This window comes from Pseudomonas savastanoi (genome assembly GCF_020917325.1).
GTDB classification, from domain to species: domain Bacteria; phylum Pseudomonadota; class Gammaproteobacteria; order Pseudomonadales; family Pseudomonadaceae; genus Aquipseudomonas; species Aquipseudomonas amygdali.
Window position 1 is genome coordinate 3,075,823 of sequence record NZ_CP076652.1, and the last position, 26,388, is coordinate 3,102,210.

The 26,388-nt window shown below is 59.2% G+C and carries 20 protein-coding genes; 11 read left to right on the top strand and 9 right to left on the bottom strand.

Features of this window, described 5'->3' with window-relative positions; all coding sequences use genetic code 11:
• Nucleotides 1-45: 45 nt before the first annotated feature.
• Nucleotides 46-1,203, top strand: coding sequence for a macrolide transporter subunit MacA (macA, locus tag KP808_RS12800; RefSeq protein ID WP_058409150.1), 1,158 nt, complete (start codon nt 46-48; stop codon nt 1,201-1,203).
• A gap of 2 nt (nt 1,204-1,205) precedes the next feature.
• The gene (locus KP808_RS12805; protein ID WP_230016211.1) at nt 1,206-3,167 is read left to right on the top strand and encodes a MacB family efflux pump subunit; all 1,962 of its coding nucleotides are present in this window, start codon (nt 1,206-1,208) and stop codon (nt 3,165-3,167) included.
• Between the two features lie 152 nt (nt 3,168-3,319).
• Here the strand turns inward: KP808_RS12805 and KP808_RS12810 are convergent, their stop codons facing one another.
• Complete coding sequence (locus KP808_RS12810) at nt 3,320-4,654, bottom strand: diaminobutyrate--2-oxoglutarate transaminase family protein (RefSeq protein WP_230016212.1); 1,335 nt, start codon at nt 4,652-4,654, stop codon at nt 3,320-3,322.
• Nucleotides 4,655-4,930: 276 nt separating this feature from the next.
• On the opposite strand from KP808_RS12810, the gene KP808_RS12815 reads away from it, so the two are divergent.
• From KP808_RS12815 to KP808_RS12835, 5 genes are all read left to right on the top strand, one after another.
• On the top strand, nt 4,931-6,361 hold the full coding sequence (locus tag KP808_RS12815; RefSeq protein WP_230016213.1) for an efflux transporter outer membrane subunit: 1,431 nt from the start codon (nt 4,931-4,933) through the stop codon (nt 6,359-6,361).
• On the top strand, nt 6,358-7,461 hold the full coding sequence (locus tag KP808_RS12820) for an efflux RND transporter periplasmic adaptor subunit (RefSeq protein WP_230016214.1): 1,104 nt from the start codon (nt 6,358-6,360) through the stop codon (nt 7,459-7,461). Before KP808_RS12815 ends, KP808_RS12820 begins: the two co-directional genes overlap by 4 nt.
• Entirely contained in the window at nt 7,458-10,490 is a 3,033-nt protein-coding gene (locus tag KP808_RS12825; RefSeq protein WP_230016215.1) for an efflux RND transporter permease subunit, read from the top strand. The genes KP808_RS12820 and KP808_RS12825 overlap by 4 nt, the downstream gene beginning before the upstream one ends.
• Before the next feature lie 390 nt (nt 10,491-10,880).
• Nucleotides 10,881-12,509 carry a methyl-accepting chemotaxis protein gene (locus KP808_RS26330; protein WP_230016216.1) on the top strand — a complete coding sequence of 543 codons (1,629 nt, stop codon included), beginning with the start codon at nt 10,881-10,883 and terminating at the stop codon, nt 12,507-12,509.
• A gap of 232 nt (nt 12,510-12,741) precedes the next feature.
• Complete coding sequence (locus KP808_RS12835) at nt 12,742-13,920, top strand: DUF2252 domain-containing protein (RefSeq protein WP_230016217.1); 1,179 nt, start codon at nt 12,742-12,744, stop codon at nt 13,918-13,920.
• A gap of 41 nt (nt 13,921-13,961) precedes the next feature.
• Here KP808_RS12835 and tspO read toward each other — a convergent pair whose 3' ends face one another.
• The 8 genes from tspO to KP808_RS12875 all read right to left on the bottom strand — a co-directional run bounded on the left by tspO (nt 13,962) and on the right by KP808_RS12875 (nt 22,417).
• Nucleotides 13,962-14,402, bottom strand: coding sequence for a tryptophan-rich sensory protein TspO (gene tspO / locus KP808_RS12840; protein WP_122259903.1), 441 nt, complete (start codon nt 14,400-14,402; stop codon nt 13,962-13,964).
• Between the two features lie 164 nt (nt 14,403-14,566).
• Nucleotides 14,567-16,162, bottom strand: a complete 1,596-nt coding sequence (locus KP808_RS12845; RefSeq protein WP_230016218.1) for a gamma-glutamyltransferase family protein — start codon at nt 16,160-16,162, stop codon at nt 14,567-14,569.
• Nucleotides 16,163-16,192: 30 nt separating this feature from the next.
• A complete protein-coding gene (locus KP808_RS12850) occupies nt 16,193-17,065 on the bottom strand; it encodes an ABC transporter permease (RefSeq protein ID WP_058409142.1) in 873 nt (290 codons plus the stop codon).
• Complete coding sequence (locus KP808_RS12855) at nt 17,065-18,009, bottom strand: ABC transporter permease (protein ID WP_057424401.1); 945 nt, start codon at nt 18,007-18,009, stop codon at nt 17,065-17,067. The genes KP808_RS12850 and KP808_RS12855 overlap by 1 nt, the downstream gene beginning before the upstream one ends.
• A gap of 28 nt (nt 18,010-18,037) precedes the next feature.
• Nucleotides 18,038-19,540 (bottom strand): ABC transporter substrate-binding protein, encoded by a 1,503-nt coding sequence (locus KP808_RS12860; RefSeq protein ID WP_058409141.1) that lies wholly within the window; start codon nt 19,538-19,540, stop codon nt 18,038-18,040.
• Nucleotides 19,537-20,670 carry an ABC transporter ATP-binding protein gene (locus KP808_RS12865; protein WP_058409140.1) on the bottom strand — a complete coding sequence of 378 codons (1,134 nt, stop codon included), beginning with the start codon at nt 20,668-20,670 and terminating at the stop codon, nt 19,537-19,539. Before KP808_RS12865 ends, KP808_RS12860 begins: the two co-directional genes overlap by 4 nt.
• A complete protein-coding gene (locus KP808_RS12870; protein ID WP_058409139.1) occupies nt 20,667-21,683 on the bottom strand; it encodes an ABC transporter ATP-binding protein in 1,017 nt (338 codons plus the stop codon). Before KP808_RS12870 ends, KP808_RS12865 begins: the two co-directional genes overlap by 4 nt.
• Nucleotides 21,680-22,417 (bottom strand): FadR/GntR family transcriptional regulator, encoded by a 738-nt coding sequence (locus KP808_RS12875; protein WP_058409138.1) that lies wholly within the window; start codon nt 22,415-22,417, stop codon nt 21,680-21,682. The genes KP808_RS12870 and KP808_RS12875 overlap by 4 nt, the downstream gene beginning before the upstream one ends.
• A 311-nt stretch (nt 22,418-22,728) precedes the next feature.
• Here KP808_RS12875 and KP808_RS12880 point away from each other — a divergent pair, with 311 nt between their 5' ends.
• The 4 genes from KP808_RS12880 to KP808_RS12895 all read left to right on the top strand — a co-directional run bounded on the left by KP808_RS12880 (nt 22,729) and on the right by KP808_RS12895 (nt 26,321).
• Nucleotides 22,729-23,913, top strand: a complete 1,185-nt coding sequence (locus tag KP808_RS12880; protein ID WP_058409136.1) for a dienelactone hydrolase family protein — start codon at nt 22,729-22,731, stop codon at nt 23,911-23,913.
• A 217-nt stretch (nt 23,914-24,130) separates the two neighbouring features.
• Nucleotides 24,131-24,829: a type 1 glutamine amidotransferase domain-containing protein gene (locus tag KP808_RS12885; RefSeq protein WP_122259909.1), complete on the top strand. Its 699-nt coding sequence runs from the start codon at nt 24,131-24,133 to the stop codon at nt 24,827-24,829.
• Nucleotides 24,830-24,857: 28 nt separating this feature from the next.
• Nucleotides 24,858-25,892: an amidohydrolase family protein gene (locus KP808_RS12890; RefSeq protein ID WP_058409134.1), complete on the top strand. Its 1,035-nt coding sequence runs from the start codon at nt 24,858-24,860 to the stop codon at nt 25,890-25,892.
• A gap of 51 nt (nt 25,893-25,943) precedes the next feature.
• Nucleotides 25,944-26,321: a putative quinol monooxygenase gene (locus tag KP808_RS12895; protein WP_058409133.1), complete on the top strand. Its 378-nt coding sequence runs from the start codon at nt 25,944-25,946 to the stop codon at nt 26,319-26,321.
• Nucleotides 26,322-26,388 lie beyond the last annotated feature (67 nt).

Sequence of the window (26,388 nt, forward strand, 5' to 3'; positions counted from 1 at the left end):
GGCGGTTGATCGCCGGGCCAATCCTCAACACATTCGTGGCTTTCTATGAAAAAGTTGAAGTTTCGCAAAGTGCTCATTGTTGTTGTGCTGTTGGTTCTGGCAGCAGGTATTGCCTACGGCATCCAATCCCCGGAAAAGGCACCGGAGTATCTGACCGCCAAGGTCGAACGCACCGATATCGAAAACTCGGTGCTGGCCAGCGGAGTGCTGCAAGGCATCAAGCAGGTTGATGTCGGCGCGCAGGTTTCAGGCCAGCTCAAGTCACTGAAGGTCAATCTGGGTGACAAGGTCAAACAAGGTCAGTGGCTGGCGGAAATCGATCCTGTGGTGCTGCAGAACACCCTGCGCCAGTCGCAGGTCAACGAACAGAACCTGATCGCCCAGAAGGACGCGGCTGCCGCGCAGCTCAAGGACGCCAAAGCCATTTACCAACGCTACAAGCAACTGCGTGCGGATGACGCGATCTCGCAAAAGGACTTCGATACGGCGCAATCGGACTTCGAAGTCCGGAGTGCCAACCTTCGCTCGCTGGAAGCACAGGTACGCGACGCAGGGATCCAGATCGAGACCGCCAGGATCAACCTGGGCTACACCCGCATCGTCGCGCCGATCAGCGGTGATGTGGTGGGTATCGTGACCCAGGAAGGCCAGACCGTGATCGCCAGCCAACTGACGCCGGTGATCCTCAAGCTGGCAGACCTGGACACCATGACCGTCAAGGCGCAGGTCTCCGAGGCCGACGTGATTCATATCACCCCAGGCCAAGAGGTGTATTTCACCATCCTCGGCGATGCCGAAAAACGCTATTACGCCAAACTGAAAGGCACGGAACCGGCGCCGCAAAACTTTCTTGACGCGCAGTCCAGCAACGCCGGCAAGCCGAACAGTGCGGTGTTCTATAACGCATTGTTCGACGTCCCCAACCCTGATCACCGTCTGCGTATTTCGATGACCGCCCAGGTGCATATCGTGCGTGAAAAGGCCAAGGGCGTACTGACTGTGCCTGTTGCAGCTTTGGGCGACAAGAACGGCGACGGCACCTTCCCGGTGCGCGTGATGGACAATCAGGGCCAGGCCCAGAGCCGTAACGTGCAGACCGGCATCAACAACAACGTGCGGGTCGAGATCAAGAGCGGCCTTGCCGAGGGCGACCAGGTGGTGATCGGTGAACCGTCGGCCACACCAGCGACAGCGGGGGCCTGACCATGAGTCGAGCTCTTCTGGAACTCAAGGGGATAACCCGTCGTTTTGTCGCTGGCGAGAAGGACTTCATCGCGCTCAATGACATCAACCTCACGATCAATGCCGGCGAACTGGTTGCCATTACCGGGGCCTCGGGCTCCGGCAAGTCAACGCTGATGAACGTGCTGGGTTGTCTGGATCACGCCAACAGCGGCAGTTACAAGGTCGACGGGCGTGAAACCGGTACGCTGACCGATGATGAGCTGGCAGAGCTGCGCCGCGATCACTTCGGTTTCATTTTTCAACGTTATCACCTGTTGCCGCACCTGCCAGCGATACAGAATGTCGAAATGCCTGCCATCTACGCAGGCACCGGCAAGGGCGTGCGCGTAGAGCGCGCGCAGAAGCTGCTTGAGCGGCTGGGCCTGCCCGGGCATCTGGAGCATCGGCCAAGCCAGCTTTCAGGCGGCCAGCAACAGCGGGTCAGTATTGCCAGGGCCTTGATGAACGGCGGCGAGATCATTCTGGCCGACGAACCTACCGGGGCCCTCGACAGCGTCAGCGGCAAGGAGGTGATGAACATCCTCCTAGAGCTCAACAGCGCCGGGCACACAGTGATTCTGGTGACCCACGATGAGAAGGTTGCAGCGCACGCCGAGCGCATCATCGAGATGCGTGACGGCGAGATCATCGCCGACCGGGTAAACCCTGATCGCCCGATCATCAACGAAAAAACCACCGAGCGCCTGCCCACCAAACCCAGGCAGGGCAACCGGCTGATGGCCAACCTCGGCCTGTTCCAGGAGGCCTTCGTCATGGCCTGGGTGGCGCTGATCTCGCACCGCATGCGCACGCTGCTGACCATGCTCGGGATCATCATCGGCATTACCTCGGTGGTGTCGATCGTTGCGATCGGCGAAGGGGCCAAGCGCTATGTGCTCAAGGACATTGAGGCCATCGGCAGCAACACCATCGAGGTGTTCCCAGGCAGTGACTTTGGCGACACCAAGTCCATGGATATCCAGACCCTGGCGCTGTCCGATGTGGCGGCGTTGAGCAGTGAGTACTACATCGACAGCGCCACACCGAATATCGGCCGCAACCTGCTGGTGCGCTACCGCAACATCGACGTATCGGCGACGGTGAGCGGGGTCAGCCCGAGTTACTTCCAGGTGCGTGGCACCAAAATGGGCTTGGGGGTGGGGTTCAACAAGGATGACGCCAGGCGGCAAGCGCAAGTGGTGGTGATCGATTACAACACACGGATTCGCCTATTCGGCCCCAAGGTCGACCCGCTGGGCCAGGTGATCCTGGTGGGCAACCTGCCCTGTACAGTAATCGGCGTGACCGAGAACAAGAAAAACATCTTCGACACCAGCAAGAACCTGAATATCTGGATGCCCTACGAAACCGCCTCTGGCCGCCTGCTGGGTCAGACCTACCTGGACGGCATCACCGTGCGGGTCAAGGACGGGCAGCCGAGCAAGGTGGTCGAGGACAACGTCAACAAACTGCTGCAAAAGCGTCACGGGACCAAGGACTTCTTCACCTACAACCTCGACAGCGTGATGCAAACGGTGCAGAAGACCAGCCAGTCGCTGGCCCTGTTGCTGTCATTGATTGCGGTGATCTCGCTGGCGGTCGGCGGTATCGGGGTGATGAACATCATGCTGGTGTCGGTCACGGAGCGGACGCGCGAGATCGGCATTCGCATGGCAGTCGGGGCGCGCCAGTCGGATATCCGTCAGCAGTTTCTGGTGGAGGCGGTGATGGTTTGCCTGATTGGCGGGGTCATCGGCATCGGCCTGTCGTTCGTGATCGGCTATGTGTTTTCACTGCTGGTCAAGGAATGGCAGATGGTGTTCTCTGTGAGCTCGATTGTCACTGCGTTCATCTGCTCGACATTGATCGGCATTGTGTTCGGCTTCGTACCCGCACGTAACGCGGCACAGCTCGATCCGATCGAGGCGCTGGCACGGGATTGACGAGAGGATTGCAGGACAGGGATGTTCTGCATGACGATATCGACGGCCCGCTGACGTGGGCAGTGTGGAAGGGATCCTGCTCACGAGAGGCTGATGCAGCCCACGGCTATCTGTCGGCTGTATCAGCCTCTCGAGCAGGCTGTTGCGAGGATTCAGCCTACCGCGCTGACGCTGGAAACCCGTGCTGCGCTGCTGCTCATCAGGGCCTGTTCGAAGCGGTCGAGGACCATGCCCACTTCCGACTCGGTGATATTCAACGGTGGCAGGAAGCGCACGACTGCGCTGTTGCGTCCACCTGTCTCGATGATCATGCCGTTGTTGAAGCACTCCAGCTTGATCGCCCGCGCACGTGCGCCATCGCCAACCCCCGGACGTGACCCTGTAGCCGGTTTGACGATTTCTACCCCGAGCATCAGGCCACGGCCACGGACATCGCCGATAAACGGGAACTGTCGAGCGATGTTCTCCAGCCCGCTGTGCAACTGCTCACCGCGCAGCACAGCATTGCCGACCAGATCGTGCTCCTTGATATGACGCATGGTCGCAGCCCCGGCCACCATCGCCACCTGATTGCCCCGGAACGTTCCTGCGTGCATGCCTGGGCCCCATGTATCGAGGTGCTCGGCATAGACGATCACTGACATCGGGTAGCCGCCACCGATGGCCTTGGACAGCACCAGAATATCCGGCGTTATCCCGGAATGTTCGATAGCAAACAGGTTGCCGGTACGTCCGAGTCCGGTTTGCACTTCGTCGACAATCAGCAGGATTCCCAACTCGCGAGTGATATCACGCACAGCGCGCAGCCATTCTGCCGACGCCGCGATGCAGCCGCCTTCGCCCTGAACCACTTCGACCACCACCGCAGCCGGTTTGGGCACACCGCTTTCCGGGTCGCTGAGTACCGTGCGGATGTACTCGATGGAGAGGCGGTCGGTGTTTTCGCCGTCGGTGCCGAACGGGCAGCGGAAACGATAGGGGAAGGGCAGGAAGTGGGTGCCCTGGGCCAGCAGCCCGGCCTTGGGGTTGAGGTTGCCCATGGCCGACAATGCGCCAGCGGTCATGCCGTGGTAACCACCGTGAAAGGACATCAGCGGCGAGCGCTGGGTGTAATGGCGGGCCAGCTTGATTGCGGCTTCGACCGCGTCAGAACCGCTGGGGCCGCAGAACAGAATTTTGCTGTTGTCGCGCATTCTGGCGGGCAACGTCGCGAACAGCTCTTCGACGAAGGCGTGCTTGGCCGGTGTGGCCAGGTCAAGGGCCTGCTGCAGATGATCACTGTTGAGGAATTCGATCACCGCCTCGCGGACCACCGGCGGGTTATGACCCAGTGCCAGCGTGCCAGCGTTCGACAGGCAGTCGAGGTACTCCTGGCCGTTGGCGTCCTTGACCCGCATGCCCTTGCCACTGACAAACAGCTGCTGGAAGGTCGCTGCGTAGGTGCGCGCATTCGACTCCAGTTTCTTGAGATTACTTAACTCTTCCATAGTCGATCCCTTGTTGGCACAGGTACGGATTCATTGCTACTCGGTTCGAGCAGGGCCCGATTCTGTAAGAACCTCAGGGCGATCGCCAACTTATCGCCGTGGGACTGTCCCCGTATTCCACGACATACATACCGCGGCCTCCAGCGTTAAATGCATGCTACGAAAGGGATTTGTGGCGCAGCAGGAAACCTCGCGACAACGCTCCTGATCGTCCGGATTCCTGCCCCGTTGCTTCTTTTCTCCAGACACCACTGTTCCGGAATTTTCGAGAGCTTTATGTCTATTGGCAAACCTGCTGGCCGATTCCTGTTGTCGATGTTTGTGGTGTCACTGCTCAGCGGCTGCACGCTAGGGCCGGACTACCAGTTGCCTGCGGTGGCGGTTGCCGGCAAGTGGCATGCGCCGCTGCCCCATGACGCGTCGATGGTGGGGCTGCAGGATTGGTGGCAACAGTTCGATGACCCTGCACTGGCAACCCTGTTGCGTCTGGCGCAAGCAGACAGCCCGTCTCTCGATCAGGCTCTGGCGCGCATCGCCCAGGCACGCGCGACGCTGGACGGCAGCTTTGCCGACAGGCTGCCGCAAGTGAGCGGCGGCGCGAGCAAGTCACGCGCTGGCATCAGGCAGAGCGGGGCGCGCCAGAGCGGTACGACTTCCGGCGCAACCCTCGATGCGTCCTGGGAATTGGACCTGTTCGGCAAATTACGACGCACCGACGAAGCTTCGCGCAATCTGCTCGAAGCACGTGTCAATGACTGGCATGACGCTCGTGTGTCGCTGGCGGCCGAGGTCGGTGATGACTTCGTGCAGTACCGCGGCTGCCAGATGCTGGTGAACGCTTACCGTGATCAGGCGCAATCCCAGGAACAGACCGCACGTCTGACTCGCGTGTCGTTTCAGGCCGGGTTTACCGCAGCCGCTGATTCATCGTTGAGCGACGCCAGTGCGGCGGCCAGTAATGCGACCCTCATCAAACAACAAAGCGAGTGCGACGTGCTGCTCAAAAGCCTGGTGGCCCTGACCGGTAGCGACGAGGAGCAGGTGCGGGAAGTGCTCGGCCATAACCCCGCGCGACTGCCGCAGCCTGCGTCGCTGGATGTACGGGAAATACCCGCCGACCTGGTGCGCCAGCGCCCGGATCTGGCGTCCAGCGAACGCGAACTGGCCGCAGCCAATGCGAAGATTGGCGCTGCTCAGGCGGATCGTCTGCCCAGCCTGAGTCTGATCGGCTCGTTCGAGGTGGGGACCACCACTGGAGTATTCAGCCGTAACTGGAGCCTCGGCCCGCAACTGACTGTTCCGCTGTTCGACGCAGGCAAGCGCCGGGCGGCAGTGGACTCGGCACGGGCAGATTATGACGCGGCGCTGGCGACCTATCGGCAGACCTTGCGCACGTCGGTGATGGAAGTCGAGCAGGCACTGGTGCGTCTCGATGCGGCGCGGCGTTCGCAAGCCAGTACGCAGCGGGCCAGCGACGGTTATGAAGCGTCGTTCGAAGCCACAGACCGCAACTGGCAGGCCGGTAACGCCAGCCTGCTGGACCGCGAAGTGGCGCGACGCTCGGCCCTTTCGGCGCAAATCGAACTGATCACCGTGCAACAAAATCAAGTGCGCTACTGGATTGCCCTGTACAAGGCCCTGGGCGGTGGATGGCAGGGCAGTCGCGAAGGTTTGGCCAGTGAGACAGCGAAACGGGGCGGCGTATGAGGAAGATACGCATGTATGGGCTGTTGACGCTGGCGGTATTGGGCGTTTCAGGCTGGTTAGTGTTTGGCCGTGCAGAGCCGACCCCGGCTGCTGCTGTTGCGCCGTCAACCAGCCTCACCGTCGAGGCGGTTCAACCGCACCACGAAGAATGGCCACAGGAACGAGTGGCCAGCGGTGCGCTCGCGCCGTGGCAGGAAGCTGTTATCAGTGCCGAAACCGGAAGCTTGCGGATCGCCAGCCTGAAGGCTGATATCGGCGATCAGGTGAAGAAAGGCCAGGTCTTGGCGACCCTGGCCGATGACAGCGTGCTGGCCGAGGAAAACAAGCAGAAGTCAGCGGCAGCCCAGGCCACGGCGCAATTGCAGGAAGCCCGCTCCAATGCGCGACGTGCGGCGTTGGTCGGACAGAGCGGGGCCTTGTCCGAGCAGCAACTGGAAGAATACCGGGTCAAGGTGCAGACCGCTGAAGCCAACCTGGCCTCGGCAAATGCCGACCTGCGCAGTATCCGGATCAAACTCACGCAGACACGCATTGTCGCGGTGGATGACGGGGTCATATCCGGGCGCAAGGCCTTGCTCGGCGATGTGGTGTCGGCGGGCAGCGAAATGTTCAGGATGATCCGGGATGGCCGCATCGAGTGGCAGGCAGAACTGGATGCACAGCAACTGCCAGGTGTGCAGGTCGGACAGCTCGCTCGCGTGACGTTGCCAGGCGGTGTTCAGGTCGAAGGTCGCGTGCGGCTGGTCTCGCCAATACTCGACAGCAAGACCAGCAGGGCGCTGGTCTATGTTTCCCTGCCCACTGGGTCGATGGCGCGCGCCGGCATGTACGCCAGCGGTCGCATCGAACTGCCATCCACTGCAGCGCTGACTGTCCCGGATACCAGTGTGATCCTGCGTGACGGACGCTCTTATGTGTTCGTGCTGGGCAAGGATATGCATGTCAGCCAACAAGTCGTAGAGGTCGGGCGGCGGCGTGGATCGGCGCTGGAAATCCTCGGAGGTCTGACAGAGCAGGCACAGATCGTCCGTAGCGGTGGGGCCTTTCTCAACGACGGGGCCAGCGTGACGCTGGTCAACGCCGAGGCGCGCACGCAATGAATATCTCCGCGCTGTCGATTCGTTACCCGGTTCCGGCGGTCATGCTGTTTTTACTGCTGACCCTGTTTGGTGCCCTTGGATTCGATCGTCTCGGTATCCAGGACTTTCCCGACACCGATCTGCCCGCAGTGGTCATCAGTGCCTCACTGGAAGGGGCCGCCCCCGAGCAACTGGAAACCGAAGTCGCGCGCAAGCTCGAAGACAAGCTGACCTCGCTGCGCCTGCTCAAGCATGTCAGCACGCAAATTGCCGAAGGCAGCGTCATCATCAATGTGATATTCGACATCGACAAGGATGGCAATGAAGCGCTCAACGAGGTGCGCAATGCGGTGGACAGCGCTGCCGCCGAGTTGCCAGCCAACCTCGACACGCCATCGGTAACCCGCCTTACCACCAATACCACGGCGTTGCTGACCTATGTGGTCGATGCGCCACGCATGGACGAAGAAGCGTTGTCCTGGTTTGTCGACAATGAGCTGAGCAAAAAGCTTCTGACTGTGCGTGGTGTCGCGAACATCGGCCGCGTGGGCGGTGTGGACCGCGAAGTTCAGGTGGACCTTGATCCCGCGCTGATGGCTGGTCTGGGGTTGAGCGTGACGGACATCGCGGATCGTTTGCGGACGATGCAGAAAGACAATTCCGGCGGTCAGGGCGATCTGGGCAGCGGTCAGCAGGCGCTGCGTGTGCTCGGCGGCATTGACGACCCGGCGGCGCTGGGCGCTATCCGCATTCCCGTCAGCGAAGGGCGAATGCTCGCCGTGCAGCAGTTGGCCACCGTGCGTGATACCCATGCCCAGCGCACCACTCTGGCGTATCGCGACGGCAAACCGGTCATTGGCTTTCAGGTCATGCGCTCTCTGGGTTTTTCCGACGTCGGAGTGACCAGGGATGTGCGCCAGGCAGTCAGTGAGTTCGCCAGGCAACACCCTGATGTGCGTATTGAAGAAGCGAGTAATGCCGTTGACCCGGTGATGGAAAACTATCGCGGCTCCATGATGCTGCTATACGAAGGAATGTTGCTGGCGGTGTTAGTGGTCTGGTGGTTCCTGCGTGACTGGCGGGCGACGATTATCGTGGCCACAGCACTGCCTTTGTCGATCATCCCGACTTTTGGCGTGATGTATTTTGCCGGTTTTAGCCTCAATACAGTTTCGCTGCTGGCGCTGGCCCTGGTGATCGGCGTTCTGGTCGATGATGCAATTGTTGAGGTCGAAAACATTGCGCGACACCTGCGTATGGGCAAAACCCCGCGTCAGGCGGCGATTGAGGCGTCCGACGAGATCGGCCTTGCGGTATTGGCAACCACTGTGACTCTGGTCGCGGTGTTCCTGCCAACCGCTTTCATGGGCGGGGTTTCCGGCAAACTGTTTCGCCAATTCGGTGTGACTGCCAGCGCTGCGTTGATGTTTTCGTTGTTGGTCGCCCGTTTGTTGACGCCAATGATGGCGGCGTATTTTCTCAAGGCTCGCGCGCATGGTGAGCACGACAGCGGTTTGATGAGACGTTACCTGAGCTGGATTCACACCAGCCTGAGCCGCCGCAAGACCACCATGGCCATTGTTGGTGTCTTGTTCATCGGCTCGCTGGCACTTATTCCCTTGCTGCCGACCAGCTTCTTGCCTGCGCAGGATATTGCCAGCAGCACCGTCAGCCTGGAGTTGCCGCCCGGCAGCAGCTTGGCCCAGACCGGCGAGATTGCCTTGCAGGCTGAGAAGCGTTTACGCGAGATTCCAGAAGTGGCCCACGTTTTCATCGCCGCGGGCAGCGGCGATGCGGGCAGTGCGGGTGATCGCAAGGCGGCGCTGACCGTCGATCTGCTACCACGTAACCAGCGCGCACTGAAACAGTCCCAGGTGGAAGCGAGCATGCGTGAAAGTCTGCGCAGTTTGCCCGGTGTGCGGGTAAATGTCGGTGGTGACGCCAGCGGCGAACGGCTGGACATCGTCCTCGCCAGCGATGATGGTGATTTGCTGGAGCGTACCGCCGCCGCTCTTGAACCGCAGCTGCGCCAAATAAAAGGCGTCGGCAACATCACCTCCAGTGCTGCGGTGCAAAGGCCGGAAATCCAGATGCGCCCGGATGTTGTCCGCGCGGCAGAGCTGGGCGTCAGTAGCCAGGACATCGCCGACACACTGCGCATGGCCACCTACGGCGAATACAGCTCGTCCCTGGGCAAGATCAATCTGTCCCAGCGCCAGGTCAATGTGCGGGTGCGTATGCAGCCGCAAGTACGCACCGACCTGCAAAGTCTCGCTCAGTTACGGGTCACGGGGCGTGATGGCCAGATCGCGCTGGCGTCTCTGGGAGAAATCAGCATGGGCAGCGGCCCCGCGCAGATTAATCGTATCGATCGCTTGCGCAATATCACTCTTTCCATCGAGCTCAATGGGCGCAATCTGGGCGAAGTGATGGAGCAGGCCAGGCAGGCGCCGGTCATGCAGAACCTGCCAGCGCAAGTGAAACTGGTAGAGCAGGGCGAGTTGCAGTTGATGAGCGAGCTGTTTGGCAACTTCAGCCTGGCGATGGCCGTCGGCGTGTTCTGTATCTACGCGGTGCTGGTTCTGCTGTTCCATGATTTCATGCAGCCGCTGACCATCCTCTCGGCACTGCCTTTATCGCTCGGCGGCGCACTGTTGGCACTGTTGATAGGCGGGATGAGCTTTTCCATGGCATCGGTCATCGGTCTGCTGATGCTGATGGGGATCGTCACCAAGAACTCGATCCTGCTGGTGGAGTACGCAATCATGGCTCGCCGTGCGCCGACCGTAAGCCGCTACGAAGCGTTGATCGACGCCTGCCACAAACGCGCCCGGCCGATCCTGATGACCACCATTGCGATGGGGGCAGGCATGTTGCCGACCGCACTGGGATGGGGTGGCGAGTCTGGCTTCCGCCAGCCGATGGCGGTGGTCGTTATCGGCGGACTGTTGGCCTCGACCGTACTAAGCCTGTTGGTAGTGCCCGTTATTTTCACTTATATCGATGATGGCCACGAGACAATTAAAGGATGGTTTCGCAGGCCTCGATAAACAGTGTAATCCGCTATCGTGGCATGCTCGCTGACGTGGGCTAACGCCTGAGAATAACTGGCATGCCGAGACGTTTCCCTCCTTGGGTTCTACTTGGCAAACCCTGCGTAGTCGTGCCCGTTTTTCATCTAGTCACCATCTTTTTATCCAGTAACACCGCAGTGTCTATTCATAAAATCCGGTTCATGCCGATAACAACAGGGATCGCGAAAAGTCAGGATGCAGTGAACAAGCAGGTCCTGCTCTGGCACAGAAATTGGATGATTACTTCTGTAGTCCGAAAAATCGCTTATCGCAAAAGTGCGCAAAACCCACGTTCAACTACTTGCCTCTAGTGCAGTAGGGCTCTCGGACAGAAGTGCCCCCTTACTTAACGATGATGGATAATCAATGAACCTGATAAATCGCACCAGTTTCGCTAAAAAACTCATGGCCGCGTTCATCGTTTGCGCCATGATCACCTTGGCTGTGGGTGGTTTGGGTATGCTCGGTATCAACCGGCTTTCCGATGCCCTTGAGCTGACGTTCTCGAATAACCTGGTTTCAGTGGCCAACACCAACGAGACGATGACCGCCCTGACCACTCATAACCGCGGGCTTTACCGTTTGCTCGATGCCAAGGACAAGGCCACGGCGGAGAAAATGCGCCAAAGTATCAATGCCGAGCTGGAGCGTGCGCAGAAAGTCTATGCCATCTACCGCGCCACCCCATTGGAGGACGATGAACGTGCAGCGGGCGACCAGTACGACGCCTTGATGTCAGCCTACATCTCTGCTTCCCAGAACATCTTTGACCTGCAGCAGGCAGGCAAACTGGAAGACGCGCGCAATCGCCTCAACGCGCTGGCCGACGGAGAGTTCAACAAGGCTCGCGGCTACCTGCAGATCATGATCGACTCCAACAAGCGCCAGATCAAAGAAGGTGCAGAGGCCGCTGACAGGCTGCAAAGCAACTCGGTATTCATGTTGACGGCGGGTATTGTCATCGCGTTTGTGGTGGCGATCATGTTGGGTATTTTGATCACTCGCATGATTACAGGACCACTGAGAAGCGCTATCGAAGTTGCACAGCGTATTGCATCGGGTGACTTGACCCAGAGCGTTTCCAGTACCCGAGGCGATGAAGCAGGGCACCTGCTCAATGCGATCGGCACGATGCAGGGCAATTTGAAGCGGACGATTCAGGAGATTTCCAGCGCGTCCGATCAGCTTGCGTCCGCTGCCGAAGAGCTTGGCGCGGTCACCGAAGAAAGCACGCGCGGTCTTACTCGACAAAATGACGAGATTCAACAGGCTGCAACGGCGGTCAACGAAATGACGGCTGCGGTTGAAGAGGTAGCCCGCAATGCAGTGTCTACCTCGGAGGAGTCGAAAGCACTGGCGACCGACGCCGCCAGCGGCCGCGGTCAGGTCGATGACACCGTCAAGGGCATCGGTACGATGGTCAGCGAGATTACCGAATCGACGGGATCTGTGACAACGCTCGCTGGCCACGTCCGGGATATCAGTAAAGTGCTTGAGGTCATCCGCAGCATCGCCGAGCAAACCAACCTGCTCGCGCTGAACGCCGCCATCGAAGCTGCACGCGCCGGTGAACAGGGCAGAGGGTTTGCCGTGGTAGCCGACGAAGTGCGCGCCCTTGCGCACCGTACCCAGGCTTCTACTGTGGAAATCGAAGGCATGATCGGGACCGTGCAGTCCGGTGCCGACGGTGCGGTTGCGGCAATGAGCAAAAGTCTGGCGACGGCCACCAACACCCAGGTACTTGCTCAGCGCGCCGGCAGCGCCCTGGAAAAAATCACCAGCGGCGTAGGCACCATTAACGAGCGCAACATGGTGATTGCCTCGGCGTCCGAAGAACAGGCCCAGGTGGCACGCGAAGTGGATCGCAACCTGGTCAACATTCAGGAGCTCAGCGCGCAGTCTGCAGCGGGCGCTAATCAGACGAGTGCATCCAGTCAGGAACTGTCACGGCTGGCGATTTCGTTCAACACGATGGTTGCGCAGTTCAAGCTTTAACGGGTTTGTGCAGGTGTATTTCCGGTCTGGTCGTCTGGACCGGGAATACATGCTGCATACCTTGTTCTTGTCCTTTCTACGGGTTGACCTCGCCAGTTTGCGGGGGCAAAGCGCTTGAGGTAATTTGAGTCTGGCTTAAACGCTGAAGACAAACAGCGATCAGATGTGAAATATCTTGAAACATTCCTGTCACATCACGAGTCAATGGAATAACCCTCTTCAAGGTTTTCCGATGAAAACGCCTCGTCCCGACACACGCCTCAAATCCCTCATCAACCTGCGCAACCTGAAAATGGCGAGGTCTGCGCACGCGTTCGTTCGCGGCAATACCGCGCAGTTCTATGAGTGGCTTCACAGTCAGTCGGGCAGGCGTCTGCCCAGCGGTCCGCCGGTCTGGATCTGCGGGGATTGCCATGCCGGTAATCTGGGGCCCACAGGGGATTCGAGAGGGCGCATCGATATGCATATCCGCGACCTCGATCAAGCCGTCATCGGTAATCCGGCCCATGACCTGGTGAGGCTGGGGCTGTCATTGGCGACGGCTGCTCGTGGCTCGGATCTACCCGGAGTGACCACGGCAAGAATGCTGGAAGAGATGATGCAGGGCTACGAAGAGGCTTTTATCGGCAACGACGATGAAGAGCCGGATCGTCCTGCGCAAGTGAAAGCGGGGATGCGCAGCGCGGTACAACGTACGTGGAAGCATCTGGCAAAGGAGCGTTTCGAAGGTACGCAACCGACCATTCCGCTGGGCAAACATTTCTGGCAAATGTCACGTGCGGAACGCGATGCAATCAAGGCGCTTTGTGAGACGCCGGAGATTCATGCGCTGGTGACATCGCTAAAAGGCAGGTCCCAGGATGACCGAGTGCGTTTACTCGACTCCGCCTACTGGGTAAAAGGCTGCAGCTCTCTGGGGCTGCTTCGCTACGCGGTGCTGATGGGTGTTGGCGATGAAGAGGATGAAGAGTTCTGCCTGCTCGACGTCAAGGAAGCCGTCGCCGCGGCGGCCCCACGTACTGCGAGGGCGCGCATGCCCAGAGACAATGGCAAACGGGTAGTGGAGGGCGCCCGGAACCTGTCGCCCGGTCTGGGTAGCCGAATGGTTGCCGTGCGAATGCTGGATCATTCGTTCTTCATTCGTGAGCTACTTCCTCAGGACATGAAGCTGGAACTTGATGAGCTCACTGAGCAAGAGGCCATGCAGGCCGCAGCTTATCTCGCCAAAGTTGTGGGTAAAGCCCACGCCAGACAGATGGATCTGGCCACACGTGCGGCGTGGATCAGGGACCTGCAAAGCAATCGATCCGATACCCTGGACGCGCCCTCCTGGCTATGGTCGAGCGTCGTTCAACTGGTCGGTAGTCACGAGCAAGGCTACCTTGAGCATTGCCGCCGTTACGCGCTGTAGCGGTTTCGCCGCAGAGCCAATAGACGGCAAAGCCGGGACGATTATCTATTGTGGCGCAGAATGGAAAAGTTCAGCGCCGCTGCCACCGAGAGCCATACCAGATAGGGAAACAAAATCAGCCCCGTAATGATGTCCAGCTGCAAGGCCATTACGATCATTGTGGCGACAACAATCCACAGCAAAGCAAGAATCACCATCGCCGCGACAATGCGGTTCGCACCAAAAAATACCGGTGTCCACAACGTGTTCAGTGCTATCTGAGCAGCCCACAGGGCAAGCACGATCTGGCTGCTGGGGAGCAGCGTCAGGCGATACCCTGCCCAGGCGAGGAGCAGGTAGATCACGGTCCACGCTACCGGAAATGCCCAGTTTGGCGGGGTGAAGCTCGGTTTCTGAAGGGATTCGTACCATGCTCCTGGTTTAAAGATGATGCCGGTTGCTGCGGCGGCGCTGCAGGCTAGAAGGAAGATCAAAAAGGTCATGGCTTTTCCTGGGTCGAAACGCTATAGGGCTTGAGATGAGTGGCAATCTCAAGCTTGGACGCCTGCGCGCTGGAAAGGTCCGATCTTTTGAGTGGCAAGGTGAGGCCAGCGAAGCTGATTGAACAGTCAATGCCCTGCTGCGCTGGCCGAACCGTTGCGTTTGGTCAATAAGCCGCGACCACTCCATCCTTCCTGGGATCGGTCCCGCCCACATAGCCATGCGCCGTGCGCTGGATAATCTGCGCACCGCCGAAGGCAAATACGCCGCTTGGCTCTTCGACATCAATGTCGTGACCTTTGGCGCGCAGTGCTTTCACCACGTCAGGGTCAAACGCACGCTCCACCGCGACTTTCAGGCCGGTTTCGATCCTCCAGCGCGGCGCATCGGCAGCGGCTTGCGGGTTTTGCTTGTAGCGCAGGATGCGCATCATCATCTGCAAGTGGCCCTGCGCCTGCATCGGGCCGCCCATCAGCCCGAATGACATCAGCGGCGTGCCGTCGGCATTCATGACAAAGCCAGGGATGATGGTGTGAAACGGACGCTTGCGCGGTGCAACGTAATTGACGTGCTGAGGGTCCAGGGAAAAGCCTGCGCCACGGTTCTGCATGCTGATGCCCGTGCCGGGTACCACCACACCCGAGCCGAAACCCATGTAGTTGGACTGGATGAACGAGATCATCATGCCGCTTTCATCCGCCGCTGACAGGTACACCGTGCCGCCCGGTTTCGGCGAGCCGTGCCCGGGATTGGCGGCCTGATCATTGACCAGTCCCGCGCGCTCCATCAGGTAGGCCTTACTCAGTAAATCCGCTGAAGGGACGCGCATGTGCTCGCTGTCGGCGACATGTTCGTCGAGGTCCGCCAAGGCCAGTTTCATTGCTTCCAGCACCGGGTGAACCGTTTCAAGACTGTCCACCGGGTGCTCGCCGACGCCCAGCGCTTCAAGCATGGTCAGGCCGGCGAGGGTGGCGATGCCCTGGCCATTCGGCGGGAGTTCATGCACCACGGCGCCCGCGTATGGCACCGACAGCGTGTCGATCCAGTCCACGGTGTGCGTGGCCAGATCGTCGAGGCTCATCACGCTGCCATTGGCGTTGGCATGGGCGATGATCGCCTGTGCCAGTTCGCCGCGATAGAACGCTTCGCCTTTGGTCTGCGCTATCAGTTCCAGCGTGCGAGCGTGGTCCTTGAGCTGGATTTTTTCTCCGGCCAAGGGGGCTTTGCCCCCCGGCATGAAGCATTCGGCAAAGCCCGGTTGATCCTTGAGCAGGTGCGAGCCGCGTTTCCACAGCTCGGCGATAATCGGCGTTACCTGATAACCATCGCGGGCATAGCCAATCGCCGGTTCAGCCAGGGTAGCGAAGGGCAGCTTGCCGTAACGCTCGGACAGCGCCACCCAGGCCGACACTGCCCCCGGTACGCTGACCGCAGGCCAGCCGCGTTGTGGCATCTGACTATGGCTTTCGAAATACTCAGGCGTCCAGGCCTGTGGCGCGCGGCCGGAAGCGTTCAAGCCTTGCAGCGTGCTGCCGTCCCAGACGATGGCAAAAGCATCGCTGCCGATGCCGCAACCAGTGGGCTCTACCACGGTCAGCACCATGGCTGCTGCGATAGCGGCGTCGACCGCATTACCGCCACGGCGCAGCATGTCCAGCCCGGCCTGAGCGGCCAATGGCTGAGAGCAGGCGACCATGTTGTTGCCCATCACCGGCGAGCGCGCCGAAGCGTAAGGTTGGCTGTAATCCAGATCATCGAACATAAGCGTTTCTCTTGGCAGAAGACGAAAGGTTTAGCCCTTGGGGTCCAGCGCATCGCGCAGGCCGTCACCCAGCAGGTTGAAACACAGGACCGTGATGTAAATCGCCACACCTGGCGCAATCGACATCCACGGAGCCTGCTCCATGAAATTTTTCGCAGTATTGAGCATCGAGCCCCAGGACGGCGACGGCGGTTGCTGGCCCAGGCCGAGGAACGACAGACTGGCTTCGGCCAGAATCGCCGAGGCGATGGTCAGCGTCGCTTGCACCACCAGCGGCGACATCACGTTGGGCAGCACGTAACGCAGGATAATCCAGCGATCCGGCAGGCCGATGGCGCGGGCACCTTCCAGGTAATCCTCATGCTTGATCGACAGCACCTGGCCGCGGGTCAGGCGGGCAAAGATCGGCATCGCGGACAGGCCGATGGCGATCATCGCGTTGGTCAGGCTGGGGCCGAGAAAGGCGCCCAAAGCGATGGCCAGCACCAGGAACGGACAGGACAACAGCGCTTCCATGACCTGCGAGATGATCATGTCCAGCTTGCCACCGAAGTACCCGGCCAGCAGGCCCAGCGGAACGCCGATGAGCATGGCGATGGCTACCGAAACACCACCGGCCAGCAGCGAACTGCGTGCGCCATACAGCAAGCGTGAAAACAGATCGCGCCCCAGTTCGTCGGTGCCCATCCAGTAGATCAACGAGGGAGCCTTGCGTACCGCGAGAAAATTGGCCTTGAGCGGATCATGGGGCGCAATCCAGGGGGCCAGAATGGCCGCGAGGACAAACAGCAGCAACACCGCCGCGCCAATCACTGCGCCTTTGTTGGCGAGGAACTTCTTCAGAAAAGGCGAGCGACTGCGCGGCAGGATCGCGCTATGCGGCAGGCTGGCAATGGCGGTCATCAGGCACTCCTCAGGCGTGGGTTGATCAAGCGGTAGAGCACGTCGGCCAGCAGGTTCAACAGCAGAAAGCCAATCGCGACACACAACACCACGCCTTGCACCACGGCGTAGTCGCGGTTGAACACAGCGTCGACGATCATCTTGCCGAAACCCGGAATGCTGAACACTTGCTCGGTCAGCACCGCGCCGCCAAGCAATTCACCAAACAGCAGTGTCGTGAGGGTGACGATGGGCATCAGCGCGTTACGCAACGCATGCTTGAGAATCACCGTGCGCGGGAACAGTCCTTTGGCACGAGCGGTGCGGACGTAGTCAGTGCGCAATACTTCCAGCATGGCGCTGCGGGTGTGACGCATGAGAATCCCGGAAAGCCCGGCACCCAGTACGAAGGCTGGCAGAATCAAGGTCTTCAGGTTTTGCCCGAAATCCTCGCCCATAGGCACGAAGCCGGAGGCGGGCAGCCACTGCAGTTTCACTGCAAAGATCATGATCAGCAGAATGCCCAGCCAGAAGTGCGGGATGGAAATCCCCGACAGCGCCACCACGTTGGCGCCGTAATCCACCGCAGTGCCTTTGCGCACCGCCGAAATGATCCCGGTTGGAATGCCTATCAACAGCGCAATCAGCAGGGCCAGCACGGCCAGTTCGATAGTCACCGGCAGTTTCGACGCCAGCAGCGTGGTCACCGGTTGCTCGGTGCGCAGCGATGTTCCCAGGTCGCCGGTCAGCACGTTGCCGACCCAGTTGAGGTACTGCAACGGGATCGGGTCATCGAGTCGGTATTTGTCGCGTAGGTATTCCATGACCGCTGGATCGCGTTCTTCCCCGGCCATGGCCAGCACCGGGTCACCCGGCAGCAGCTTCTGCAGGGTGAAGACGAACAGCGAAACCAGAATCAGCGTCGGTATCGAGCTGAGCAGGCGTCGCAGGATGAACATCAGCATACCGGAACCTCGCAGGTGCGCCCGTCAGTCATGGCTTGAACGCGACATTGTTCAGACGAATCAGACCGTCCGGGTTAGGGACGAAACCGGTCACGTTGTTACGCATGGCAATGATTCGCGGGTCGAAATACAGGTAGGCGGTCGGTACTTCATCGGCCAGCAAACGCAGCGCTTCGTTGTACAGCGCCTGGCGTTGTGCAACGTCGTTCACGGTGCGCGCCTTGTTGAGCAGTTCGTCGAGCCTGGCGTTACAGTATTTACCGTCGTTCTGGCCGCCCTTGCAGGTCACGAACTGATGGATATCGCCGTCCGGATCAGGGCGGCCCGACCAGGCGCTCATGCCGATCTGGAAATTGCCGCTCGCCTGTTCGCTGAGCATCGTGGCGTATTCAGTGGCAATCAGGTTGACCTTGAAGCCCGCTTCTTCAGCCATGGCCTGAATGATCTGCCCGACCTGTTGCGCGATAGGGTTGTTGGCCACTTTCAGGTCAACCGCCAACGGCAGTTTCACACCGGCCTGCGCCAGCAGCGCCTTGCTTTTCTCGACATCGCGAGCCGGGATCGGCAGGTCCTTGTCGTAATACGGGCTGTTTTTCGGAAACGGCTGAGCGCTAGGGGCGTACAGCCCCTCAAACACCACCTGGTTAATGGCATCGCGGTCGATAGACAGCTCAAATGCCTTGCGTACGCGCTTGTCCTTGCCGATCGGCGAGTTGGCTTTTTCACCGTTGCCGATGTTGAACATCAGTTGCATGTAGCCCAGGCCTGGCGTGTTGTAGATCGCCAGCTTGCTGTCACCCTTGACGGTCTTCACATCGGTTGGCGCAACCCGTTCGATAATGTCCAGGTCGCCGGAGCGCAGGTTGGCCAGGCGCACCGAGGTATCCGGAATCGGCAGGAACACCACTTTGTCGAAGTGATACGCCTGTTTATTCCAGTACTTGTCAAAACGCTCCAGCACGATTCGATCCTGCTGCACGCGCTGCACGAATTTGTAAGGGCCGGAGCAGACCGGGTTGGCGGCGAATTCGCCTTGCGCAGCTTTCGGCGCGAGCATCATTCCGGCGCGGTCCGACAGCTGTGAAACCAGCGTGGCATCGGCCTGCTTGAGCTTGATGGCGACGGTTTTTGCGTCTATCACCTCGACGCTGTCCACCGAGGCCAGCTCGCTTTTGCGCAGGGAGTCTGGGAGAGTGCGGGCGCGGTCGAGGTTGAACTTCACCGAGGCCGCATCAAAAGGCTCGCCATCGTGGTACGTCACGCCTTCGCGCAACGTCATGGTCAGGGTTTTACCGTCTTCGCTCCAGTTCCAGGCGGTGGCCAGTTGCGGCGAGTAAGTCAGGTCCGGATTGACGTCCACCAGTTTGTCGCACAGCGCGGTGTAGACCAGGCGCCCTGAGTAGGTGCGCGAACGATGCGGATCAAGCACATCGGGATCGTCCTGAATGCCGATGCGCAACGTCGATTCGGCAAAGGCAGCGTTGGCGGCCAGCAATAACAATGTTCCTGTCACGACGCGTGCGATTTTCATGGCTGGCTCTCCACTGCAAGGGATTGATGGTGCTTGAACAGATTCAGGCGCTGCGTGTAAGCAGCGCTGGGTGTTGGAAGGATCAGCGTGGCGCTGCCTGCGTTGGCGATTTCACGCCAGAAGTGGCAGGCGACCTGGCGTTCGGCCTCGACTGTTTCCATGACCGGCGCAGCGTCCTTGCACAGCGCACGGGCGTGCGGGCAACGGGTATGAAAGCGGCAACCCGAAGGCGGGCGGCTGGGGCTGGGCATATCGCCGCCGAGCAGCGGACGCGGCTGGCGCAGGTCAGGGTGGCTGACCGGCACAGCGGCCATCAGCGCCTGGGTATAAGGGTGCAAAGGGTTTTCGAACAGCGCGTCGACCGACGCCAGTTCGACGATTTCACCCAGGTACATCACCGCCACGCGGTCGCTCATATGGCGAATCACGGCCAGGCCATGGGCAACAATCACCAGGGTCAGGCCGAATTGATGCTTGAGGTCTTCGAGCAGGTTGACCACTTGCGCCTGCACTGAAACGTCCAGCGCCGAGACCGGCTCGTCACCGAGGATCAAGCGCGGCTCGGAAGCCAGTGCGCGGGCAATGCCGATGCGCTGGCGCTGACCACCGGAGAATTCATGGGGATGCCGACCTCCGTGTTCCGGAGCAAGACCTACCGTGCGCAACAACTCGGCGACTTTAGCCTGACGGTCGCTGCGACTGGCCTGGCTGTGCAGCCAGATCGGTTCGCCAACGATGGATTCCACGGTCATGCGTGGGTTCAGCGAGGCGAACGGGTCCTGAAAGATGATCTGTAAGTCACGGCGTACCTGACGCAGCTTTTCCGGTGTCAGGTTGGCCAGGTTGCGGCCCTCGTAAATCACGTCACCCGCAGTCGGTTGCAGCAGGTTGAGCAGCAAGCGGCCAAGAGTGGATTTACCCGAGCCGGACTCGCCTACCAACGCCAGTGTCTCGCCCTTGCGGACTGACAGGTTGACCTGATTGACGGCCTGTACCGGTGGCTTCTTCGGCTGCAAAAGGCCGCTTTCCACGGCAAAGTGCTTGCTCAGGCCGATGCCTTCCAGAATGGGTTTCTGCGCGTTGCTGTCGGGGCTGACGCGCCCGGCGATATCTGGTCTGGAAAGGTTCACGCACTGACTCCCACATGCTGTTCCAAAGGCGCACGGATGCACGCGGCGAAGTGTCCGGGAGACAACTCAAGCAGCGGCGGGCGTTCGTCTCGGCATTGCTGGATCACGAACGGGCAACGCCCGGCGAAACGGCAACCGCCCGGCATTTCTGCCGGCGTCGGCACCCGGCCGTTAATGGTCGCCAAACGACCTTCACGAGGGCCGATAGAGGGCATCGAACCCATCAGGCCGATGGTGTACGGATGCTGCGGATCGTCGAACAGGGTTTTCACCGGGCCGCTTTCCACGACACGCCCGGCGTACATGACCATGACGTCATCGGCGACTTCGGCGACTACACCCAGATCGTGGGTGATCAGAATCATCGCTGTGCCGGTCTCGGTCTGCAGGTTGGCGATCAGCGAGAGGATTTGTGCTTGAATGGTCACGTCCAGCGCAGTCGTCGGTTCATCCGCGATGATCAGCGCCGGGTCATTGGCCAGCGCCATGGCAATCATGGCCCGTTGCCGCATGCCACCCGAGAGTTCATGTGGGTAGGCGTCCAGCCGCTGGCGAGCGTCCGGCACGCGGACCTTTTCCAGCATGTCCAGAGCCCGCTGGCGGGCAGCCTTGTCTGAAAGGCCCTGATGACGCATCACGCTTTCAGCGATCTGCTCACCGATGGTGAAGACCGGATTGAGGGAGGTCATCGGCTCCTGGAAGATCATCGCCATGCGGTTGCCGCGCACGTCGAGCAGGCGCTCTTCGGACATGCCCAGCAAGGCTTCATCGATCAGCAGCGAGTCGCTGGCGTCTACCCTGGCCGTCGTCGGCAACAGGCCCATCAGGCCCATTGAGGTCACGCTCTTGCCGCAGCCGGACTCGCCGACGATGGCCAGCGTCTTGCCGCGCTTGACGGAAAACGACACGCCGTCGACAACATTGGCGGGCGCACCGGCAAAGCGGACGGTCAGGTCGCTGATGCTGAGCACCGTGCCGTCGCCGTTTTCTGTGAGGTGGGCAGTGGCGCTCATAGGCTGGCCTCCAGGTCTTGGTTGATGACGGTGTTCAGGGCCTGTTGCAGCGCACGTAAATGGCCGCGCATGGCCGTGGCGGCTTTGATCGGATCTCGGCTTTCAATGGCGCTGACAATGTCGTCGTGATCGTGGCTGTAAGTGTCGAGGCGGTCGGCATTGCGCGCCCGGTGACGCAAGTCGCGCCAAGCGGTGTCCAGACGGATCGCATCGAGCATTTCGAAGATGTCCAGCATCAGCCGATTACCCGCGGCTTCGGCAATGGCGCGGTGCAGGGCGCTGTCCCACAGTTCAATACCTTCAGCATCAGTCTGCTCGGCGACCTGCTGGCGAGTGGTGCGCTCGGCAAGGCGGCGTAAAATTGCCATCTGCTCACCATTGGCCCGCACCGCTGCCAATGAGGCAAGTGCCGGTTCCAGATGCAGACGCGCTTCCATGACCTCGCTGAAATTGGTCCGGCCAGAAAGCCGGGCGAAACTCATGGCGGCGCTGGGTGGTGTAGGTCCGACAAAGGTTCCTTTACCTTGCCGCCGCCAGACTTGGCCTTCGGCTTCCAGCACCGACAGGGCGCGACGAACTGCGCGTCGGCTAACCCCGAAATCGGCCGCCAGATCCCGCTCGGTAGGCAATGCCCGCTGGGGGAAGGCTGCATGCTGAGCAACGATCTGCCGCAAGGCATCCAGTGCCAGTTTCGAAGAGTTGTCGATAGAGACGTCAGGATCGAACCTTTGCATCGTGGTACTCACACCAGACCAGAAAAAGATGCCCTGAGCTGCTTATAAGCAGACATTCAGGGCAAAGGGACCGGTGCAAGAGCGATGCCAATGAAAATTGGTTCGACCAACTTCCAGTTGCAGGACGCCTCCCAATTGCAGGCGATCAAGCCTGGCGCGCCAATGTTCAAAGGTTCGGCTGATCGGTTGCAGGCATGGAAGAGGATTGGTTCGCAGGTCTGTGAACCAATTTTGCGAAGGGGGCGTTTTTTTTTGCATCAATGCGGGCATAGTGCGCCAGTGAGGCGCGCATTCTGCGGGGAGATTCTGGCATGGCGTTGAAAAATGCATCGATCGCTTTGCTGTTACTGGTATTGGCGGCTGGCGTCGGAACTTTCCTCCTGGTGAATGAAGTGCAACAAGGGGAAGCGTTATCATTAATAGCCAATGCGCACATTGATGGTTTGATCAGGGAGCCTTTGCTGCTCAGCGTCCGCTTGCCCGATGGTTCAAGTGCGCTTCTCGATGCTTTTGTCACACGACCGGAGAGGCCCGGGCGCTGGCCAGTTGCTCTGATCACTCATGGCACTAACGGTGATTCGAGCGACCGCACCAAAAGCCCCAATCTTTTTTCGTCCGCGGCGACCGTATTTGCCCGTCATGGTTATGCTGCGGTAGTGGTAATGCGTCAGGGATATGGACAATCGTCAGGTGTCAGCGAAAAGCGTGATGGAACATGCCTCAGTCCCCATCATGCCAGGGCCGGCAGGATTGCAGCTGATGATCTCATTGCAGCATTGCAAGCCATTCAGCGGGCATCATGGTCGTTACCGGATGAGGCCGTATTGATTGGCGTATCGTCCGGAGGATTCTCGGTGCTGGCGGCGGGCGCGTCCAACCCACCGGGCGTACGGGCGATAATAAATTTCGACGGTGGGCGCGGGGCCAAGGGAGACGGCAATGTTTGCGGCAAGGAGCAACTTCTAACGGCTATTAAAACTTACGGGAGCCTCTCGCGACTGCCTACCTTATGGATGTACGCCACCAACGATAAAGTATTTCCACTGCCACTCGGCGAAGAGTTTTTTGCAAGCTACATCGATCATGGAGGACGTGGGGAGTTTTTCCAGGCTCCGGCATTTGGTGAGGATGGTCACACGTTCTTTGAATGGGCGCCTGAAGAAATATGGTGGGGCAGGGTGGCTGATTTTCTGGATAAGAACAGGCTGCCGAGTGATGAGATCATTTCTGCACCTGTCTCGGATCTGGAACCGCCCGGGGGCTTGGCCACATCAGGGAAAGCGTCTTTTCAAAAATATCTGAACAGCCAGGTGTATGAAAAAGCTTTCGCGACCAATGGAGCAGGTGTCTGGGCCTGGAGCGGGGGTCATCGCAGTCAGGATCAAGCAGGCAAAAAAGCGCTAACTCGCTGCGAGAAGATGGCACTCGCAAAAAAAGGGTTGCCTTGTACAGTCTATGCAGTAGGCAACACGCTGGTTAACGCGCAGAGAAAGTAAGTTGTATCTACGCCGATGTCTGTGCCGCCTTTCGGTCGAGGTTTTTACATCCAACATTTCAGCCGCATTAACAATACTATTGATTCCCTACAGGATACACAGACGGGATTATTATTATTCAATGTCGTCGTTGTTTCCACATTAAGATAGTGGGAGTGTTAGTCCGCAGTACCCAGCGGACAGAGTGTTCAAATCATTATCTTGAGGCTTTAAGGATATGACCCAGCAAACGACATATCTCAAACCGGTACTTTTTGTGGTCACCAGTAATTCGGTGAAGGGCACCACTGGTATTCCTACCGGGTTCAATTTGGCTGAGGTCACTCACCCATTGGAGAAGCTACAGGCAGCAGGTATCAGCGTTGAACTTGCGTCGGTATCGGGAGGCACCGCGCCTCTGGACGGCATGGAGGATATGGCTGATCCGGTAATTGCTCGATACTGGGCTGACAGTGATTTTCGGCATGCACTGGCCAATACCTTGAGTATCGAAGACGTAGATCCTTCGCGCTACTGCGCCGTCTTTTTCGCCGGCGGACACGGCACCATGTGGGATTTCCCCGACAACCTGACGATACAAAAAGTCATACGCGAGATTGACGAGGCGGGCGGTATTGTTTCTGCGGTGTGCCATGGCCCGGCGGCTTTGGTAAACGCGCGTCGCGCAGACGGCACCTTGCTGGTGGCAGGCAAACGCCTGGCTGCATTTACTGACGCCGAGGAAGATGAGGTGCAGTCCACTCACGTCGTACCTTTCTTGCTGGCTGCCACGCTGACTTCGCGAGGTGCGCTTCATCAAAGTGCTCCCAACTGGGCAGATAACGTAGTTGTGGATGGTCGACTTATCACCGGTCAGAACCCGCAGTCTGCTGCAAGCCTGGGAGAAGCCCTCAGAGACGCATTGCTGGCGTCATAAGCATCAATGGCAACAGAGGACGGTACACATGAAACTGATTTGTGTCGAAGAACACGTTCTGGATCCCGCTATGGGTGCGGCAGGTCAAGCGCTTGTGGGTATGGAAGCTCCTTACCTTTCAGGCTGGGGCAGCCGTGTTGTAGATGGCGTAAGGGCGAGGACTGATACGAGTAGACCGCATGTCATTGCTCCTGCTGAATCAGCTCGCAAAGGCCTGGACCTAGGTACATCACGGCTTGCTGATATGGACGCTGCAGGCATCAGTATGCAAGTGCTCTCCTATGGTGGTTTCCCTCAAATGCTTTCAGCGGAGAAAGCCGTCGATTTGTGCCGCGCAGCGAACGATAGACTGGCCGAAGCGGCACATGCCTATCCCGCTCGTTTTTCAGGGTTTGCCACTCTGCCGTGGCAAGTTCCGGAGGCGGCAGCTATCGAGTTGGATAGGGCAGTTACGCAGTTGGGCCTGAAGGGCGCTTTGATTAACGGCCGCCCTGGCGATACCTTTCTGGACGACGCGCAATATTCCCCGATACTGAATGCTTTGAATGAGCTGAATGTTGCGTTGTATGTGCATCCAGGTTTACCTCTGCCTGCCGTACAAGCCCCTTACTATGGTGGCTTCGATCATGAACTGAGTGCTCGGCTATCCATGTTTGCATGGGGCTGGCATAACGAAGCGGGAATCCAGGTAGTGCGTATGCTCTTGGCGGGGGTATTTGATCGCTATCCCTCACTGCAAGTGATCAGTGGGCATTGGGGGGAAATGGTGCCCTTTTTCCTGCAGCGACTTGAGGATTCGATTCCGCAGGAAGCGTCGGGTCTTCGCCGGCCTATCGTCCAGACCTATCGTGAACATGTCTATGTTTCGCCGAGCGGAATGCTGACCGCCCCACATTTTCAGTTTATTTATTCGCTAATGGGAGCAGAGCGCATCCTGTATTCCATCGACTATCCGTATCAGAGCCTGGACGGGGCGCGAACATTTATTGAAAACCTGCCAATCAATGACGCCGAGAAAGCGTTGATTGCCCACGGCAATGCCGAGAGGTTATTCAGGATTTGAATCCGGAATTGTCCAAGTGCAAACCAGCGCCCGAAATCATCGAGGTTCAAAATGCCTGACAAATCGTATGCCACAGAACCAATGTCTCAAGCGGGTCCTGGCAACAAAAGACGGACGCCGCTTATTCGTATTGCGCAAATTCAGGTAGATCCCAATCAGTTGGAGCAGTACCGGGATGCTTCAAAGCATATTGTAGAAGAGTCGGTCACCCAAGAGCCGGGCGTTCTGGCCTTTTACGCATTGGAGCGACGCGATCTGCCGGGTAGTTTCTTCGTTGTCGAGATTTATCGCGATGATCAAGCCTATCAGTCACATCTAGAGACCGAGTCGTTCCGGCGCTACAAAACGACGGTCGGAGGTATCGTCCAGTCTCTGGAGCTGATTGATGTAAACGTTGTGGCGATTGCGACGAAGCCATTAAACCTTTGACCTGACGGTGCGGCTTCCGTTGACCGCACCCTATCCAGGCTGCCTGGGTATGCGCGTGGCATTACCC